The 15,264-nt window shown below is 60.1% G+C and carries 11 protein-coding genes and 1 pseudogene; 3 read left to right on the top strand and 9 right to left on the bottom strand.

From position 1 onward, the window contains the following. Positions 1-18: 18 nt before the first annotated feature. The 7 genes and pseudogenes from RQ865_RS08330 to RQ865_RS08300 all read right to left on the bottom strand — a co-directional run bounded on the left by RQ865_RS08330 (position 19) and on the right by RQ865_RS08300 (position 7,236). Positions 19-864 (bottom strand): NAD(P)-dependent oxidoreductase, encoded by an 846-nt coding sequence (locus RQ865_RS08330; RefSeq protein WP_311478786.1) that lies wholly within the window; start codon positions 862-864, stop codon positions 19-21. A gap of 7 nt (positions 865-871) precedes the next feature. Beyond that, positions 872-2,164: a thiamine pyrophosphate-binding protein gene (locus tag RQ865_RS09830; protein ID WP_399521823.1), complete on the bottom strand. Its 1,293-nt coding sequence runs from the start codon at positions 2,162-2,164 to the stop codon at positions 872-874. 48 nt (positions 2,165-2,212) lie between these two features. Further along, positions 2,213-2,472, bottom strand: a pseudogene (locus tag RQ865_RS09825) (thiamine pyrophosphate-binding protein); the annotation flags it as partial. A gap of 16 nt (positions 2,473-2,488) precedes the next feature. After that, positions 2,489-4,447, bottom strand: coding sequence for an FAD-dependent oxidoreductase (locus RQ865_RS08315; RefSeq protein WP_311478785.1), 1,959 nt, complete (start codon positions 4,445-4,447; stop codon positions 2,489-2,491). A gap of 9 nt (positions 4,448-4,456) precedes the next feature. Beyond that, positions 4,457-4,888, bottom strand: coding sequence for a hypothetical protein (locus tag RQ865_RS08310; protein ID WP_311478784.1), 432 nt, complete (start codon positions 4,886-4,888; stop codon positions 4,457-4,459). 92 nt (positions 4,889-4,980) lie between these two features. Next, complete coding sequence (locus tag RQ865_RS08305) at positions 4,981-6,120, bottom strand: sodium:solute symporter family protein (RefSeq protein WP_311478782.1); 1,140 nt, start codon at positions 6,118-6,120, stop codon at positions 4,981-4,983. Positions 6,121-6,621: 501 nt separating this feature from the next. Further along, positions 6,622-7,236 (bottom strand): TetR/AcrR family transcriptional regulator, encoded by a 615-nt coding sequence (locus RQ865_RS08300; protein WP_311478780.1) that lies wholly within the window; start codon positions 7,234-7,236, stop codon positions 6,622-6,624. Positions 7,237-7,411: 175 nt separating this feature from the next. Between RQ865_RS08300 and RQ865_RS08295 the strand changes: the two genes are divergently transcribed. Continuing rightward, on the top strand, positions 7,412-8,077 hold the full coding sequence (locus RQ865_RS08295; RefSeq protein WP_311478778.1) for a hypothetical protein: 666 nt from the start codon (positions 7,412-7,414) through the stop codon (positions 8,075-8,077). A gap of 389 nt (positions 8,078-8,466) precedes the next feature. On the opposite strand, the gene RQ865_RS08290 is transcribed toward RQ865_RS08295, so the two are convergent. Beyond that, on the bottom strand, positions 8,467-9,843 hold the full coding sequence (locus RQ865_RS08290; RefSeq protein WP_311478777.1) for an FAD-dependent oxidoreductase: 1,377 nt from the start codon (positions 9,841-9,843) through the stop codon (positions 8,467-8,469). Positions 9,844-10,050: 207 nt separating this feature from the next. Here RQ865_RS08290 and RQ865_RS08285 point away from each other — a divergent pair, with 207 nt between their 5' ends. Beyond that, positions 10,051-10,596: a TetR/AcrR family transcriptional regulator gene (locus RQ865_RS08285; RefSeq protein WP_311478776.1), complete on the top strand. Its 546-nt coding sequence runs from the start codon at positions 10,051-10,053 to the stop codon at positions 10,594-10,596. Between the two features lie 139 nt (positions 10,597-10,735). Further along, positions 10,736-12,259: an APC family permease gene (locus RQ865_RS08280; RefSeq protein WP_311478775.1), complete on the top strand. Its 1,524-nt coding sequence runs from the start codon at positions 10,736-10,738 to the stop codon at positions 12,257-12,259. Positions 12,260-12,752: 493 nt separating this feature from the next. On the opposite strand, the gene RQ865_RS08275 is transcribed toward RQ865_RS08280, so the two are convergent. Continuing rightward, entirely contained in the window at positions 12,753-14,900 is a 2,148-nt protein-coding gene (locus RQ865_RS08275) for an AAA family ATPase (protein WP_311478773.1), read from the bottom strand. Positions 14,901-15,264 lie beyond the last annotated feature (364 nt).

The following is a 15,264-nucleotide window of genomic DNA, read 5'->3' as shown; positions in this document are numbered from 1 at the left end:
CAAATCGAAACCGACGACTCACAGAACGTCCGGACCGAATGAAGGGGGCGACCCAAGGGCGTCATTGATTGCTGGCGGTTCTACCGGAAGCACGTCAAGTGCTGCCGCACGCAGATGGCCGGAATCGAGCAATCTCAACAACGACTGCGCCGGTACGAGATCGCCACGACTCGCATTTACCAGAATGCCACCAGCCCTAAGGTTGGGCAGGATCTCGGACCCGACAAGTTTTCGCGTATCGGGCGTCGAAGGCAGGTGGAGCGAGAGGACATCGGCACGAGCAGCCACTTCAGCGGCCGTGCATCTTGAGATCGTGTCGTCGGTCGCTGCTGGCGAGACATCAAATCCCACTACCTGCTTGAAGATTCCATCAGCCATTGAGGCAAATCTGCGGCCTATTCGCCCGAGTCCAACGATGCCAAGCACGAGTTGTGGCGGTTCAAGCGGCCGCACGTCTGGTCGAATAGACCAGTCACCGCTCTTCGCGACCTCAACACATCTCGGCAGTTCACGTATCGCTGCCAGGGCGAGCGCAAGTGTATGCGCAGCTACCGCATCAGTAGATGCATCACTTAGGTGTGCAACTCGCACCCCCAGTTCACGAGCCGCAGCAACATCGACGTGGTTCACACCTGTGGACATGCAGCTCACCAACTTCAATTGGGGCATTGCTTTGAGCAGCGCAGCTGAGACGGGGGCCGTGCTGACAAGTAGTGCGTCAGCAGTGGCTCCAGCAGCCGCAATCTCTGCGGGGTCCTTGCTTTCCAAGATTCGGACAGTTGCACCGGCATGCTCAAGGCGCGAATAGGCATGCGCCACATCCATACCATCGGTATCAGCGACGAGGATTTCTAAGTTCAACATTTTTGCCTCATCGCTGCCGAACGTGGATGAGTTTGAGTCCAGGCTCATTGGCGAATGCACCGGCGCGCGCGAACTCCTCATCACTAGCATCCGAGTCAACCATGATGGAGGCGGCACCGAAGGCCTCCCCAAGAGCGGGCCAATCAGGTTGCCGCAATTCGACCCCTTGCGGACGGATATTGGCGTCCTGCATGTTTTCCGCTATTTCGCGGTAGCCGCCATTCTCGACAACAACGAGGGTCAGGTCGAGTTCCTCTTCTGATGCGGTAATCAGCTCCTGCACACTGAACATCAGTGCCCCGTCGCCCGTTACACACCATGCCTTTTGTTCGGGATGAGCCAGTGCTGCACCGATTGCTCCGGGCAGCCCCATTCCAAGCGGAGAATAGGCTGCTGCTTGCAGGAGGCGCCCGGGGATGCGGGATTTCACTGCAGTGTTCATACCGAGGTAGCAAATCTGTGATGAATCCATAGAGATGACTGCATTCTCCGGAATCCACTCGGCCAGCCGGTTCGCGAGCTCCAGAGTGGCGCCGCCCAAGCCAGCGGCTTCAGAAGCCATCTTGTTCTGAAGGTCATTGATTGAAGCCGGCTCTGCGTTCTCCGTCTGCCCGAGCACCGTCATGAGTTCGTGAAGCAACTCACGAGCGTCACCTACGATCGCAAGTTCAGGGTTGATCCCAGTACGAATCTGGACGGGATCCTTGTCAATGCGAATGACTTTACCCGTGGGTTTAAAAGGACCCGACCAGAACTCAGCTTCCGCGAGCTTCGAACCAACAACAAGCAGAACATCCGCCTTTTCAAAGTCCTGATGCAGTGCTGCCAGCCGCAGCTCTGCACCTAGGGCGAGAGGATGCTGCTCGTCGAGTACACCTTTCCCATTGATGGTGGTGGCGACGGGCGCGCCAAGAGACTCGGCAATTGTACGTAGTTCGGTCGCCGCCAGCGTCGCTCCACCGCCTGCCAAAATGCGGGGAGTGCGGGCTTCCTTTAGCAGTGCAGCAGCCGCTCGTAGTTCTTCTTCTTGCACGTTGGCGGACACGCTGTTGGATTCAGCCTGGCCTGCCCCTGCTGAGGAGCTTGGCGAGACGGCCTCGGTGAAAAGATCAATTGGTATCTCAATGTGAACCGGCAGGCTGCGCTTAGTTTGCGTCAGGAAAGCTTCTTCGAGCAGTTGCATTGCGTGTTCAGCAGACTGCGCCCTCCGGCTCCAAGCCATCACCGAGTCAGCAGCGCCGATTGAGTCCTTGGTCTCGTGCAAGATGCCGATACGCCCTTCAGGGGTGCCGGTGGGCACTCCCGGCGAAAGCACAATTAGACCCCGCGACTCGCAATATGCTGTGGCCGCTGCTGCGAGTACATTAAGCAACCCGGGACCGCTAGTCGTCACAGCGACGCCAGGCACCCCTTTCAGCTGCCCCACGCTGTCGCAGCGAACCCGACTGCCTGTTCGTGTCTTGGTGTTACGGGCCGGATCCCATGATGGTCAAATCCCCGATAAAGCTCAATGACGTGGGTTCCAGGAATACCAAAAATCGTATCGATTCCAGCTCTCTTCAAGCGCAGAGCGATTGCGTCAGCGAGACTTGATTGCCCATCGAACATTTCCTGCTCCTCATTCTCACTGCTTGCCAGCGGACATGCTTCGCGCTGCGAGGAATCCCTCGAGTGCGGCTTCTTCAAGTGTGCGTGGCCCATCGAGGTCACCAACTCGTACGCCAAGCGCGGCTTCCGGGTCGACCACCGGTATACGGCCGTGGGCGATGATGATGGTGTCGACGCCGTTTGGCAACGCCCGATCTCGGTCAGAGAACGATCCTCGCAGCACCGGTTTCCCGCCCTCACCCAGAGCCAGCTGCGTCGCCGGGTGGAGGGTGCAATCTTCAACATCGATGCGACCAAGGTAACCAAAGCGCTGGTATTGGTGAATATTGACCGCTGGCATGTCACCAGCAAATGCGTAGTGAACGCGGCTGCCACGCTGAAGCGCAACCTCGACGCAATCGAGGCCAGTTGGTTCCCCTCCCCAATCGCTTACTAGCACCACTTCGCCAGTCGGATTTTCGAGGAACTCCCACGCATCCATCACGCGGATACCGTCAAGCTCTGTGACCGATTCCAGTTCTTGATCGCGGTATTGCACGGCTCCGCGGGCATCGATAACTTTGTCAAATCCCGGTAGTTCCGTCATCGAAACGGATTCACAGCAACGAACTTCAATTCCAAGCTCATGAATAAGCTGCTGTTGCCACGTGCGCCAAGCTTGCCAGGTATAGCTGTGGTCTGGCGCTTTTCCTGCAATTCGTAGCTGGCCGCCGATATCGGTCTCCTGTTCGAATACGACCACCCTGTGCCCTGCGCCAGCTGCTTCGGCGGCTGCGCTCATACCCGCAACCCCGCCTCCGACAACGGCTACCCGCATGGCTTCTTTGCGAGGCTCGGCTCTTCGAACGGTTGGCTGCGGAAGAGAGGTCTCTCGTCCGGTCGCTTGGTTCATGATGCACGCAATCGGCACACCCGCGTGATAGTGACCAATGCATCCAACATTGCATCCGATGCAAGGGATAGAGGGCTCACCTTCAATTGCTTTCCGCACGAGATGCGGTTCAGCTATTTGTGCTCGAGTCATACCGACCGCATCTACGACACCTGAAGCAATCGCAGAGGATGCCTCTGCGAGATCAAGCACGCGGGTGGCCGCGATTCTCACAAGTCCCGCATTTTCACGACGATCCAGCCGGCTAAGAATGCTCTCCGGCATCGTCCTCGGTCGTGGTGCGATGTATGCGCCCCCCGAGAATGTCGCTGAGTCACCCATGGTGTATGACACGAAATCGATGGGTGAATTCGCCTCAACTTCACCAGCCAGCTCGAGACAAGCGGTTTCGTCAAGTCCAGAGTTCGACATTTCGTCGAGCGCGAGCCGCACTCCCACTGCAATTTTGTCACCAACTTCGGCGCGGATTGCAGCCAGAACTTCATCGAGGAACTTGAGAGGGTTCTCGGGCCCATACTGATCGGCTCTGCGGTTGCTCCTGCGCGCAAAAAACTGCGATGGCAGGTAGGCGTGCGAGGCCGAAACCTCAACACCGTCGAGGCCAGCATCAAGCATCGCACGAGCCGACTTCGCGTAGCCAGCGATAATTGAGTTGATTTCGTCGAGACTGAGCGCTCTCGGCTCGACGTGAAAACGAGTCGACGGAACCGCACTCGGCCCTACAGCTGGTGGGCGAGGTGCGCTCGCAATCTGTTCACGACCGCCATGGAAAAGCTGAACGAACAGGGAAGCGTTCTCCGCGTGAATTGCTTCGGCGAGGGTCCCAAACCCGTCTGCTGCATCAGGAACATAGCCGGCCAGAGTCTTTGGAGTCAGCAGGCCAGTTTCGTGTACTGCAGTCGCTTCGAGGAAGATGCCGCCAATTCCACCGCGAGCGCGCTCGCGGTGGTAGGCAACGAGCTCTGGCGTGGGGCGATGTTCTCGCACGAGTCCAGTCTGATGAGCGGTTGAGACGATACGGTTTCGTAATTCCACTGGGCCGACACTGAGCGGACAAAGGGCAGCTTCATATTTGTTAGTCATGTCGATCCCCTAACCAATTACCTGACTGTACGGAATTGCGTAGAAAACGATGAGAAGTGCAATGACGACGAGGCAGATACCCGAGACCGTCCACACCATGCGTCGAGTCCAAGCAAGCTCACGCGGGTTCCGCTCCACCTGTGGCACCGTACGGATCTTGTCAAAGAAGTCGAGGGCGGCTTGACTTGGCCGTTGGCCAATATTTCCGAGAACAACGCCCAACACCGACGCAGTCATACCGAGAATGACTGGGTCCATCAGTGTCGGAAGTGTCACATCAGTAAACTCATCGATCCACTGAAGTGCCGCCGAAACAACGAACCCTGCGATCATTCCCCAGGTGGCACCTCGGGCTGTAATACGGGCAGACTGTGTCGACCAGATTGCAACTGGACCCCACGATGCGGCGAAGAGCGTGGCAGCAAAGTAGGCGATGGTCATGAGTACTGGTGGAACAACGAAGGTACATCCCAGTACGACCAGGCCTGTCACCAGCATCACGATGCGTGAGGTACGCAGTTTGACGTCTTTGACTACCTGGGTCTGCGTTTCCCGCTGTCCGCGGTGGTTGCTGGGTAGTCTCGAGCACCCGAATGCTCTCGTGAAAACGCGGGCAGGACGTCATTGGCAGCCGAGAAACCAATAAGCGAAAGGAAGGACGCAGCCGATGAGAGGCCGGCGGCAACGATTCCCGTGATGGCGATGACTCCCAAAACTGCGGGCAAGTGGTTCTGCGCCACCCAGATGAAAGCGATTTCGCTTGGTTCGATGTCCGACTTGATCAGGTTGATTGAGAATCCACCGAAAGTCAGGAATAGATAGGTGATGAGCAAAGCACCCGTAGCGAAAAGACCCGACCGCATCGCAACGTGCTCATTCTTTGCCATGAGGTAACGGCTTGATTGCCAAGGGCTGACCGCAACGACGGTGGCCCATACGACACCGAGGGTGACTGCATAGAGTAGAACTTCCCAAGGCTCGCCCATATAGGCGTTTGATCCGGTGAGTCCATGCCAGCTGAGCGCATCCGGTTTTTCAATCAGTTGAGCCATCTTCTGAGTCGCAGCGTACGGTCCGCCAGCGGAACCGATAACCCAGGCCATACCGATGATTCCGGCCAGGGTGAAGACTACAAACATGATCGTGTCGTTGATGAGGATGCCTCGCGAGCCACTCAGCAAAGTAAAGACCGTGTAAGCAGCCCAAACAATCAGCAGGATGCTCCAATGCGGCAGATCAACCAGTTGCCCAACTACGAGAGCGAGGCCGTGGGTGACAGCAATGAGATAAAAGCCGATGCCGACAACGACCATCAGTCCCGCAACTGCCTGAACTGTCTTCGAGTCAAATCGCTTGCCGAAGTACTCGGGGACGGTCAGCGCTTCCGAGCGTCGAAGGTACCGACCGAAGATAAGGACACCAATCGCATAGCCCGAAATATTGATTGCGGTGAGCAGGAGCAGCACGACCGGGTAGCCGTCGTACGAGAACCCAAGCTCCCCCATGAATGAGACGCTCGACAAGAAAGAGGCCACCAGGGTGCCAGCGACCAAGAAGGTTGGGGCGTTACGGCCCGCGACGTAGTAGTCATCGGTGTTTTTCACCTTGCGACCGACAGCCGCACCGATGACGAGGTAGAGGACGAAACTCCCGAAAATAGCCAGCGCGAACATCAGTCAATCTCCTGTTCGTAGCTTCGACGGGCAAATCGCCATGCCACAAGTGTGGTGATCAAGGGGATGGTGCCAACACAAATACTGGTGATGATTGCTGCGAGCATGGGTTCTCCTTTGAACCGATCGCTTGAGTGCGCTCCGTTGCACACTCAATTAACAATATTGAAATATTAACTATTGGACCACCTCCTGTCAACACGGCAAGCTCCCCTGCGCCGAGGCGACGTAGGCGCTCCATGACGGACCGCCCGACACAGCTCGCGACAGCACACGACACTGCCCCAGACCTAACCACAACAGAACCGCGGCGCGTTAGTAAAAAGTGAACGAAGTGGTCAGCCTTCACACTCTCGGCAGGGATGGGACTTGCCCATCCAAGCCGAGCTGGCATTCAAAACCTCACCGGACCCTGGACGCACTCGAGGCGGCAGAGCCAAAACCTACTCGCTGACCAATCCCTCAACAGCGTCGTTGATGACGCTGCCCTCGCGCGCTGCTTTACACCTGAACACCCACGGCAGCTTTGATGGCAGCCGCAAGAACCGAGCGCCTTCGTTGCCGTCCAGAATCAATCTGCGATTCGCCGAAGGCGACAACTAACACATTGAGTCCATCAGCCACGGCCACTATGCCGGCAGCACCGTCCTCCACACTAGTTGCCACAGTGAACTCTCCACTTTGCACACCGTCCTGGATAAGGTCACGGAAGACAGCAGTCCATGCGCGATAAACCTGCTGCACCGAAGCTCGATACTCATCGGAATCGATGGAACGACTTAGCAGATCGATCCAAAGTGTCGAACGCTGCCAGGAACGATTCTCGACAATCTCATCAACTAGCATCGCCATTCGGCTCGTAGCGCTCCCATCGGTATTTCGAAGCGCCTCAAGTCGCCTCGTGATGGCGAGTAGATGATGCTCGAACGCCTCACGAACCAGGTCGTCTCGACTGCCAAAGTGATGCTGAAGTTTTCCAATCGAAACGCCAGCAGCTGTCGCTATCTGCCGCAAAGTGGCCTGCCTCGAACTGCATCCAGAAACTACCTGAAGCACCGCATCGAAAATTGGGTCAAGTTCAGCCCGATCGAGCGGGGGACGTCCAGGGCCAGCCATGCGTTCATACTACGACGCCGCGAAATCTACTCGACCATCAGAGCTAGCTCCTTGGATCCGAAACCGGCACCGAAACCGCCGCAAACCGCCTTCCGTGTGGGTTCGCGTCATTTGCATGTGGCGCAACGCACACAAATGACGCGAACCCACACACTTCCGCGAGGAGCGGGGCGCCGTGCAGCAAACCAGCAAGCACGCCGGCGGCGAGCGTCAACTTTCAGTTGACACTCGTGTCAACCAATGGTTGACTTCATGTATGGATCCATTGACCAGCATCCGACACTGCATGCAAGCAGTCAGCCTCGCCGAACACGAATTGGAAGACGCCGTCTCGCAGGCTCGAATCGCGGGGCACTCGTGGGCAGACATCGGGCAAGCGCTCAATGTTTCACGACAGGCGGCTTTCAAACGATTCGGCGCGGTGCGCAACCCCTTCACAGGAGAAACTATGTCCCCGCAATCAACCGCAAACCTCCCCGAGATTTCAGACAAATTCATCCGCCATATCGCCAATGGTGAAGAATCCGCAGCCACCGAAATGCTCCACCCGCTCACTCGAAAAGAGCTTCCGTGGAACGTCATCTCGGACGTCTGGACTTCCATCCTTGCCGAATTGGGCGAGCTCCAAACCATTACCGACCAGGCGGTCGTATCCATCAAAGAGAGTCGAGACGAAGGCTCATCGGAGACACTTTCGACGAAGAGCACCGGCACATCAGTCGTCGTCTCGACACTCAAACACGAGGCCGGCGAACTCATGTCGCGCGTCGCAATCAACCGCGAGGGCGCCATCGTTGGCGTTCTTTTCCTGCCATTGGATGCAACCGAGTACCCGTTCTAAGCACGCGCGTCCCGCGCGCATCCTCGCGCGGGCGCCGCGCGTGCCGCGAACCCCGCAACCGCATCCGCCTCCTGTGTGGGTTCGCGTCATTTGTATGCGGCACAACACAGACAAATGACGCTAAGCCACACAGATACGTAGGAGGTGGGCACCATGGTGAGGTGCGATGGTGTGGGACGCGGCGAAAAGTGGGCTCGAGGGGCGGGCGCTTCCAGGAGCAGCGGGATGCGTTGAGTGCGATGAGCGGCGCGGCGAGCGACGCCGCGAGAAGCCGAGCACAGCGCGCATCCGCCTCGTGTGTGGGTTCGCGTCATTTGTATGTGGCACAACACGTACAGATAACGCGAACCCACACACTTCCGTAGGAAGTGGGGTCGGCAGCGAGCGCGCTACGAGTCGAAGCCGAGCCCGAGCGCATCCATGGTGCGCAGCCACAGGTTGCGCCGCCCGGTGCGGTCTTCGGCCGCCATCGACCAGCGGGTGAAATTGATACCCATCGCGCGCACGGGCTCGGGCGGGAACGGCAGCATCCCGCCGCGCACCAGCGCCGACTCGGTGCGCTCGGTCGGCTCACCCTCGAGCAGATCAAGCATCGCATCCGCACCGAATCGGGTGGATGCAACCCCAAGCCCCGTGTATCCCAGCGCGTAGGCGATCCGCCCGCGCCCAGCCAGCCCCGCCTTCAGGCAGAATCGCGTCGATGTGTCGATCATCCCGCCCCACTGGTGCGTGAACTCCACGCCCTTCAGCTGCGGATACGTTTCGAAGAAGTTGCGCTCGAGTTTCGTGAACGTCTCTTCGCGCTGCGTCAGCGCCTCCCTGCGGCGCGATCCGAAGTGGTAGATCGCGTCGTATCCGCCCCACAGGATGCGGTTGTCGTCGGTCTTTCGGAAGTAGTGGAACTGGTTGCCGGCATCCGCGCATCCCTCGCCTCCAGTCCAACCAATTGCTGCAAGCTGTGCATCGCTGAGCGGTTCGGTGGCGAGCACATAGTCGTAAACCGGCACGGTCGCGAACTTGAGCCGCGGCAAAAGTGCGGGATACACATTCGTTGCCAGCGCCACTCGCGCCGCCCGCACCTCGCCGTCGGCGGTCAGGATGCGCACCGCATCCCCGCCATTCGCAACCCGCTTGACGACGCTGTGCTCGTACACTTCCACACCCAGCTCGCGGCAGGCGTCAAAAAGCCCGACGGCCAGGCGGTAGGGGTCGACGGTCGCCTGTTCTTCCACGCGCAGTGCCGCGATGAACGCGGGCGACGCGGTCACCTCGCCCACCCGGTCGCGGTCGTAAAACTCCACGTGCTGCCCGTATTTTGCAGCTTCTTCCGCACCTTCGCGCAGCCATTCGGCTTCCCATTCGGTGCGCGCGAAATTGAGGATGCCCTCCTCGCGCCAATCGCAATCGATTCCGTGCCGCTTGATGTCGTCACGCATCCCGGCGAAGTTTTCGTCACCGAGACGGTTGAGTTCGCGCACCTCGTCGGGCCAGCGTTCGACACCGTTGCTGAGGCCGTGCGTGAGGCTCGGGTCAACGAATCCGCCGTTGCGGCCGCTCGCGGCGTGGCCGATGGTGGCGCCTTCGAGCAGCACAATGCGCCAATCGGGGTGCCGTTCGGCAGCGTGTAGGGCGGTCCACAGCCCGGTGTAGCCGCCGCCGATCACGGCCAGATCGGCTGTGGTTTCGCCCACCAGCTTGGACTGTGGTGTGCGCGCGGGTGCGCGGTCGATCCACACTGATTTACGGATGCGGGTCTTCGTTGACAATCGCGGTCCTCAACTCTCGTTGTTCACGTCCGGAAAATTCATAACCGTCTAGACGGTACAGTATTGGCCCGCCTGTGCCACGTCAAGAAGCCCCGCAGCCAGGCACAACCACCACCGCCAATATCGCGAGACAACCAGCCTCACCCGCGTGAAACGACGCGAGCGAGACACAGGCCACTGTTGGCCAAAGCCGAGTAGCGTATCCACATGCCCAAGCCTGCGCCTCGAAACCGCCGCCGTGATCTGCTCGCCGCATTCGCGCATCTCGTCAACGAACATGGCGTGCGTGCCGCAACGCTCGACGCCGTGGCCGACGCAGCCCGGGTGTCGAAGGGCGGCCTGCTATATCACTTCCGCGATCGCGACGCCCTCGTGGCTGGACTTTGCGAGCGCTTCGCCGAACTCGTCGAAGAAGACATCGCCGAACAGCTCGATTCGGGCATGTCGGCCCCCGACTGGTATTTGAGCACCTCCGCCGACTACGACTCGCCCCTCGAAACCACCATGGCAGCGCTGATTCAGCTGGTGCCCGCCTACGAGGCAACAATTCGCCCGGTGCTGATCGCCGCCCGCGCGCGCTGGTTCGAGCTCATCGCGGCCGAGCTTGGCGATCGCGATCTCGCCACGGCGGTGCTGCTGCTCGGCGACGGCATTGCCTATAACGCTGAACTCGAGGGTAAATCGGCCCCGAAGCCGCTGGTTTCTGAGGCGACGCGAAAATTTCTTTCTGAGCTGATTAGCCGCGCAAATTAGCGGCACGCATCCATTCGCATCCTCGACAGCAGTTGCGACCAACCGTCCAGACGGTATAGTTTCTCGCGCTGCGTCTCGACCGCGCGCCCACGCGCCGGCGCACGAGCCAGCTCAGCTCCACAACGACGAGGAGGGGATCTTGTTCGGCTCGACGAAACCCACAAATATCACCGACACCGGCCACATTCACGTGGGAAAGGGCCTCAACAACAACGCCCTCGGCGTCGTCGGCTCAACAGTGATCGGCCTCGCATCCACCGCCCCGCTGTACTCGCTGGCAGCGACGCTCGGCTGGGTGATCCTCGCCGTCGGTGAACAGGCGCCGGTCGCATTCTTGGCCGCCGCCATCCCAATGATTTTCGCGGCGTTCGCCTATCAAGAACTCAACCGCGAAATGCCCGACTGCGGCACCACCTTCGTGTGGGGCGCCAAAGCCTTCGGCCCGATCATCGGCTGGATCGGCGGCTGGGCCGTAGCCGTCTCAGCAATCATGGTGCTCGCGAACGTCGCCGAAATCGCCGGCCTCTACTTCTGGTATCTGCTCGGCAACGACGATATCGCTAACAACCGGCCGCTCGTGGTGCTCACCGGCTGCGTCTTCATCGCACTCATGACCGGAGTATCGGCCATCGGTGTGCAAATTGGTGAGCGGCTGCAGATGGTGATGATGGTCATCCAGTACGTCGCCCTCGCACTACTCGGGATTCTCGCCTTCATTGGAGCGCTCAACGGCAGCTCACCGAGCGCCGTCGCCTTCGACCCCGAATGGTTCAACCCCGCCGCGGTCACCTCGTGGTCGGGATTCATCGAGGCCGTGCTGCTGTGCCTGTTCATCTACTGGGGATGGGACACCTGCCTGGCACTGAACGAAGAGACCCGCAACCCGCGCCGCACCCCCGGGCAGGCAGCGCTTGCCACCATCGTCATTCTCATCGTCACCTATGTGGGTATTTCAGTGGCCGTGATGATGTTTGCCGGCTTCGGCGACACCGGATTCGGGCTCACCAACGAGGCCAACCTGGATGATGTGTTTACGGTGCTGCGGGATGCGCTCTTCGGCCCCTGGGGATGGTTCCTGATTCTCGCGATGCTGGTTTCGGGTGCATCCTCAACCCAAACGACGATCTTGCCCACCGCGCGCGGCACGCTCTCGATGGCCGTGTATGGCGCGCTTCCCGCTCGCTTTGCGAAGGTGCACCCGCGCTTCAAGACGCCGGCGTTCTCGACCACGGTCATGGGCATCTCGGCAATCGCCTACTACGCCCTGATGTCGGTGATCAGCGAGAACGTGCTCGCCGACTCGCTCACCTCGATGGGGCTGGCGGTGGCGCTGTACTACTCGATCACCGCGTTCGCCTGCGTCTGGTACTTCCGCAAGACCCTGTTTGATAACGCCCGCAACTTCTTCATGTGCGGATTGCTGCCGCTGCTGGGTGGCATCATGCTGGCCTACGCCTTCGTGCAATCGGCGATCGACATGATCGATGTCGACTATGGATACACGGTGCTGCTCGGCATCGGCGGTGCGTTCGTGATCGGCGTGGGCGCGCTTGCCTTCGGGTTCGTGCTGATGGGCGCGTGGGCGCTCAACCCCCGCTCGCGCGGCTTTTTCAGCGGTGAGCGGCTCAACAAAGACACCCCGGTGCTCGTGCCCGAAGAGTAGCGAGCCGCGAATGCGCGTGCGGCCGCGGCGCGCCGCCCGCCACACCACGGATATGTGTGGGTTGGAGGCATTTGTGTGCGGTGCGCAACATACAAATGACGCGGAGGCACACAAAACGCATAAGAAACGGGACGCACGGATACGGCGGACGAAGATCGGGCGGAGCGGTGGATGCAGGCCGCCGTGGTGGCCTGTACCACGGCGACCCGTGCCGGACGAACGAGCGGCGCCGGCGATCAGCGCACACCGCCCCAACGCTTCGCGACGCCCCCGCCGCGCCACTTCTCCACAGATCTGTGTGGGTTCGCGTCATTTGTGTGGGTTGCACCACATACAAATGACGCTAAGGCACACAGAAGGCGCAAGAAACGGGATGCGGCGGGACGGGATGCGGCGAGCGGGGCGGGACGCACGGATGCGGCGAGCCGGCCGCCCGCAAACGCCGGGGCGCTCCACGTGAGCGGTGCCCCGGCATTTGCGCAAGTAACGCGCGCTACGCGGTTGCGAGCGTCAGGCCGTCGTTGTCGGTGGCCACCGACACGCGCACGGTGTCGCCATCGTGCACCTTGCCTGCAAGCAGCGCCCGCGCGAGCCGGTCGTCGATTTCGCGCTGCATCAGGCGGCGCAGCGGACGTGCCCCGTAGATCGGGTCGTAGCCGCGCTCGGCAAGCCACTCGCGCGCATCCGCATCCACCTGAATCTGCAGCCGCCGCTCGGCCAGCCGCTGCTCGAGCTTCTGCACCCCCAGCGCCACGATCTGCGCGAGCTGCTCGGGCGTGAGCGCATCGAACACCACCAGCTCATCGAGCCGGTTGATGAACTCGGGCTTAAAGGCCTGGCGCACCGCCGACATCACCGCTTCGTGTTTCTCTTCGGTCGATAGCAGTGGGTCGACCAAGAATTGTGAACCGAGGTTCGAGGTGAGAATCAGCAGCGTGTTGCGGAAGTCAACCGTCCGCCCCTGCCCGTCGGTGAGCCGCCCGTCGTCGAGCACCTGCAGCAGCACGTCGAACACTTCGGGGTGTGCCTTTTCGACCTCATCGAACAGCACCACCGAGTAGGGGCGGCGCCGCACGGCCTCGGTGAGCTGACCGCCCTGTTCGTAGCCGACATATCCCGGAGGCGCACCCACGAGGCGCGACACCGAGTGTTTTTCGCCGTACTCCGACATGTCGATGCGCACGATCGCGCGCTCATCGTCAAAGAGCAGTTCGGCGAGCGCTTTCGCGAGTTCGGTTTTGCCCACGCCGGTGGGGCCGAGGAACATGAACGATCCGGTGGGGCGTGAGGGGTCGCTCACCCCGGCACGCGAGCGGCGAATCGCATCCGATACCGCCGTGACGGCCGCATCTTGCCCGATCACCCGCTGGTGGAGTTCGCTTTCGAGGTTGAGCAGTTTCTCGCGCTCCGACTGCATGAGCTTCCCCACCGGAATGCCGGTCCAGGCGGCGACGACCTCGGCGATATCGGTGTCGGTGACGTGGTCGTTCACCATCCGGCCCTCGCTCGATTCGGCGGCTTCAGCCTGCTGCAAGCGTGTTTGCAGCTGCGGAATCTCGCCGTAGAGGATGCGGCTGGCCTGCTCGAGTTTGCCCTCGCGCTGTGCCAGTTCGGCGCGGCGGCGAGCATCGTCGAGTTTGGTTTTGAGGTCACCAACCTCGTTGAGTTCGGCTCGTTCGCTATCCCACCGGGCTTGCAGTTCGTCGACACGGGCCTTGATTTTGGCCATGTCTTCGCGCAGCTGGGCGAGGCGTTCTTTGGACGCGTCGTCGTGCTCTTTTTTGAGCGCGAGTTCTTCGAGCTTCATACGGTCGAGTTGGCGACGCTCGGTGTCGAGTTCTACCGGCGACGAGTCGATTTCCATCCGTAGTCGCGAGGCGGCCTCGTCGATCAGGTCGATTGCCTTGTCGGGCAGTTGACGGGATGGGATGTAGCGGTTTGACATCGATGCGGCGGCTACCAGGGCGCTGTCGCTGATGGCCACCTTGTGGTGTGCCTCGTAGCGTTCTTTGAGTCCGCGCAGGATGGCGATGGTGTCTTCGACGCTCGGTTCACCGACGAACACCTGCTGGAAGCGGCGTTCGAGTGCCGAGTCGGTTTCGATGAACTCGCGGTATTCGTTGAGTGTGGTGGCGCCGATGAGCCGCAGTTCACCGCGGGCGAGCATCGGTTTGAGCATATTGGATGCGCTGACGCTCGATTCGCCGCCACCGGCACCCATGAGCGTGTGCAGCTCGTCGATGAAGGTGATGATTTCGCCTTCGGCGTCGGTGATCTCTTTCAGTACGGCTTTCATTCGCTCTTCGAACTCGCCGCGGTATTTCGCGCCGGCGAGGATGGCGGAGAGGTCGAGTGAGATGAGTCGCTTGTTTTTGAGTGATTCGGGCACGTCGCCGGCGACGATTCGCTGCGCGAGCCCTTCCACAACGGCGGTTTTTCCTACGCCGGGTTCACCGATGAGCACCGGGTTGTTTTTGGTGCGCCGGGTGAGCACCTGACTCACGCGGCGGATTTCGGCGTCACGACCGATGACCGGGTCGAGTTTGCCCGACCGGGCCACCTCGGTGAGGTCGATACCGAACTGTTCGAGTGCGCTCTTGCTTTCTTCGTCAGGAGCCTGCACCCCCTGCATATTGGCCATGCTGGTCTCCTTTCGCTGGCCGTTTGTACAAATTCGTCAATCGACCAGAACCTGAAACCAAACCCTGAGTCGATCTGACTCAAGTTTAGATCTATCCACAGTCTGTGGAAACTTTCCGCCAGCACTCACAGCTAACACTCAGATTCACATCAAGAAACCTGCCAAAGTCGCCCCGGAAAGCAACAAAACCCTGCTCAGCAGGGTTTTGTTGTGCAATCCACTGGCACACGATGCACCAGACCTCAGTGCGCGGCCGCATCCATCATCCCACAAATCAGACCGGTGTTGCACCCGCCTCAACACTCCAAACGCGGCCAAGTTGGACATAGCATTAACCTACTGTTAATCTATTGTTAACCGAGAG

Source organism: uncultured Gulosibacter sp., assembly GCF_963509965.1.
GTDB lineage: Bacteria > Actinomycetota > Actinomycetes > Actinomycetales > Microbacteriaceae > Gulosibacter.
This window is presented reverse-complemented; position numbering and strand designations above follow the sequence as displayed.